The sequence below is a fragment of the Mesorhizobium sp. M5C.F.Ca.IN.020.29.1.1 genome, assembly GCF_003997375.1.
Taxonomy (GTDB): domain Bacteria; phylum Pseudomonadota; class Alphaproteobacteria; order Rhizobiales; family Rhizobiaceae; genus Mesorhizobium; species Mesorhizobium wenxiniae.
In genome coordinates, this window is record NZ_RZSW01000638.1 from 1 (window position 1) to 3,001 (window position 3,001).

The window sequence follows — 3,001 nt, forward strand, 5'->3', positions numbered from 1 at the left end:
GCCATGACGCAGTCGTGGTGATGAGCGTCGAGGAGTTCGATCGTCTCGTGCCGGAGAAACCCCGTCTGCCATTTTTGCAGTTCATGGAGAGCCTGTATCTCGACGGCCTCAACCTCGAACGCGAGCTGGATCGCGGCCGGGACGTGGAACTGTGAGGGGATGGCTGCTCGACACCAATGTCGTGGCCGCTCTGATCAATCCGCAGGGTGCGCCGTCGGTGAAGCGTTGGGCCGAGGGGCAGGACGAGACGAGTTTCCATATCAGCGTGCTGACGCTGGCCGAATACGACAAGGGCATTCACAACCTGCCCGACGATCATCCGGATCGACCGCGCTACATGGCGGCGCGCGATGCGCTGGCGGAGCGGTTCGGTCATCGCGTGCTGTCGCTTGAGGACGAGGTCGTTCGGCGCTGGGGCCGGATTTCCGGGGCAGGCAAGCGCGCCAGTGGCCATGCGCCGCCGGTGATCGACACGCTGCTCGCGTCGACGGCGATCGAGCACGATCTCTATCTGGTGACGCGGAACGTCAAGGACACCAGGCCATCAGGTGCGGTCGTGTTCGATCCATGGAATGACGATGTCGAGAAGTTTCCATTGAGCCCGCGCAGTTGACGGGCGAAATAGCGGCATAATGGAGCCGGCCCCGGTAGGGGCCCGAATCGCTGAGGTAAAGACAGGCGGGGCCGGAGCCCCGCCGCAGTCAGCGGCTCATCGGAGCGCCGCCATCTGCAGGTCGGCTGCCTTGCGATCGACGCTCTGCCCGGGGTTCTCCACCGGCCGTTCGAAGGGCTTCCAGACCTCGCCGACGACCTGTTCATAGGCATTGACCGCGCCCTCGGCGGCCATACACAGCGCGTGCGCCTGGAGCGCCATGTCGGCGGCGAACTCCCGCTTGCGCTGGGCGGCGCTGTCGAAGCCGACCGGGCCACCAACATCCTCGTCGCGATCATCGCAGGCGGCCTTGGCCGTCGCATCGCGGGCCTCGGTCACGGAGCGGCTGTAGAATTGGCCGGCGCCATGAGCGGAACCGACATACGCTCCGACGATGCGCTGCAGGTGGATCTGCATGGCGCGTTCGCCAAGTCCCTCGTCGAGCGCTGCGGCCGTGTCGACGATGAGCTTCTCGTGCAGCTCGCGGATGCCGTCGCTGTCGAGGACCGGCAGGCCGAAGCTTTCGGAGATGAGGGAGCACTGTGCGGCATCGGGGCAGGCGAGCCGGACCATCTGGATTGTGGTGCCCTTGCGGAGCGGGACGACGCGGGCGCTGGAGCGGGAACTGGCAGCTTTCTTGGTCATGTCATTTTCCTTCTTCGGTTTCCCGAAGCTCGGACCGGCCCCATGCCGGCCCTCCCTCGGGCGCGGACCGACAGAACCGGCGGTATGACGGGCGCTTCAGGGTCCGGGCGGACCGAGGCGAGCATGGAAGGTTTGCGGCCAAGCAGGGCGCTCTTCCGCCCTCGCGCAGGACGCGGGCCTGCCATGTCGAGACCGGTTCGATCCGGCCGCCCTGCGGCGCGGAACGCGGCCTTGAAGCGAACGGCCGCCGGTTCAGGACCGCCTAAAGCCCGAGGGAGGACCGGCACGGGACCTCGATTTCGACATGGGAACCGAAGGACAGGCGGTCATGACCGTCTGCCAATCGCTGGTGTCGATCCTGCCGTATCGCTGCCGCGACCACCATCACGACGATGGTCGCTCGTGTGCTTGCCGCATGCTGAATCATCGGCAACGCCACCCGTCGCTTGAACAGCGGCGTCGCTAGACCTGCTCGCTCATGTCAGCGGCCTCGCCCTGCCGGTCGAGGAATCTGGCGATCGCCTGCTCCTGCCGCGCGAGCTTGCGACAATGCGTCGATCTCCGGCTGGCGCTCTGCGGTCAGGACTGCGAGCTGGGATCGATAGCGTTCGAGGAACGCGCTGGAATCGGTTGCCTTGCCGCGTCGATAGTGCGTCCGCCGTGGCAGCGGGCCGGGGATCAGCGCGGTCATCCGGCGCGTGATCTGCCGGTCGACCATGTCCAACTGGCGCTGAGTTTGCCGGCGCGCCTCCTCCATGCGTGAGAGCTGGCGGCGCAGCTCGGGCGCGAGGGTCATGGCGACCCCCTCCCCCGCCAGCCGATAAAGCTCGACGGACCGGCATAGACGGGATGACGATCCGGATCGATGACGAAGCCGAACCGGCCGATCTCGTATTCGCCGCTGGGCACGAGGAAGCGACGTTCCTCGGTGCCGGGGCCGCGTTTGCCACCGGGCGTGGCGACGCACTCGACGAACCCTTTCTGCTGGTCCGACGGGATCGCTGAAACGACGATCCAGTCGGCGGCGTGCTCGGCCTCGAAGGCACGCTGGTCCTTCCTGCGGGACTCGCCCGGAACCAGGATGGTGCCGAAGATCGCTTCCCACGCGTCCGGCCAGGAGTCCTTGATGGTCTGCTCGGCGCAGCGGCGCTCGAAGGCGGTGAACAGATGTGGAAAGGAGATGGCCACGATCGCCCAGCATTCGTCCTCTTCGTACCAGCTGTCAGTGGCGCGGAGCAGAGGGTGGACTTCTCGGTTTCGGTCCGGGGAGAGATGGAAACCGCCGTGACCGGCAGTCGAATAGAAGGTCACACCGTCCGCGTGGATGGTTGCTCCCTGTGACGGTCCCCATGGAGTATGCGCCGGGGACCGGTCCTCGCGCCGGTCGAGCGCCAGCTTCTCGCGCTGATGTTGGGCCTGTTCTAGCACCTTCGCTCGGAAGGCTGGTTCGTCGGCAATCTCGCCGGAATGGCCGTAGAAGTCCAGCCGGATCCATTCCGCCATGGGCCGGCGGATCCGCCAACCGCGGGCGAGATAATGCCGGCCGTCGCGAGCGGGAACCATCGCGAAGGCATGCTCACCGACGAGAGCGACGAGCATGCCGTCGGCGCTCCGCCCGAAAAAGGCCCCGGAAGAATCCGGGGCTTCGGTCGAAGGGGGTGAGGTTGCGAGGATCCGGGTCATGCCGCGGTCCTCCCTTCGACG

4 protein-coding genes are annotated in these 3,001 nt (G+C 66.5%); 1 reads left to right on the forward strand and 3 read right to left on the reverse strand.

The annotated features are described in order from the left end of the window. Positions 1–151: 151 nt before the first annotated feature. Positions 152–613, forward strand: a complete 462-nt coding sequence (locus tag EOA85_RS31290) for a type II toxin-antitoxin system VapC family toxin (protein WP_029350757.1) — start codon at positions 152–154, stop codon at positions 611–613. Positions 614–709: 96 nt separating this feature from the next. Here EOA85_RS31290 and EOA85_RS31295 read toward each other — a convergent pair whose 3' ends face one another. The 3 genes from EOA85_RS31295 to EOA85_RS31305 all read right to left on the reverse strand — a co-directional run bounded on the left by EOA85_RS31295 (position 710) and on the right by EOA85_RS31305 (position 2,980). Continuing rightward, positions 710–1,297: a hypothetical protein gene (locus EOA85_RS31295; protein ID WP_127212312.1), complete on the reverse strand. Its 588-nt coding sequence runs from the start codon at positions 1,295–1,297 to the stop codon at positions 710–712. Between the two features lie 481 nt (positions 1,298–1,778). Continuing rightward, the gene (locus EOA85_RS31300; protein ID WP_348627950.1) at positions 1,779–2,093 is read right to left on the reverse strand and encodes a hypothetical protein; all 315 of its coding nucleotides are present in this window, start codon (positions 2,091–2,093) and stop codon (positions 1,779–1,781) included. Then, on the reverse strand, positions 2,090–2,980 hold the full coding sequence (locus EOA85_RS31305) for a hypothetical protein (RefSeq protein ID WP_245486177.1): 891 nt from the start codon (positions 2,978–2,980) through the stop codon (positions 2,090–2,092). The genes EOA85_RS31300 and EOA85_RS31305 overlap by 4 nt, the downstream gene beginning before the upstream one ends. Positions 2,981–3,001: the final 21 nt, after the last annotated feature.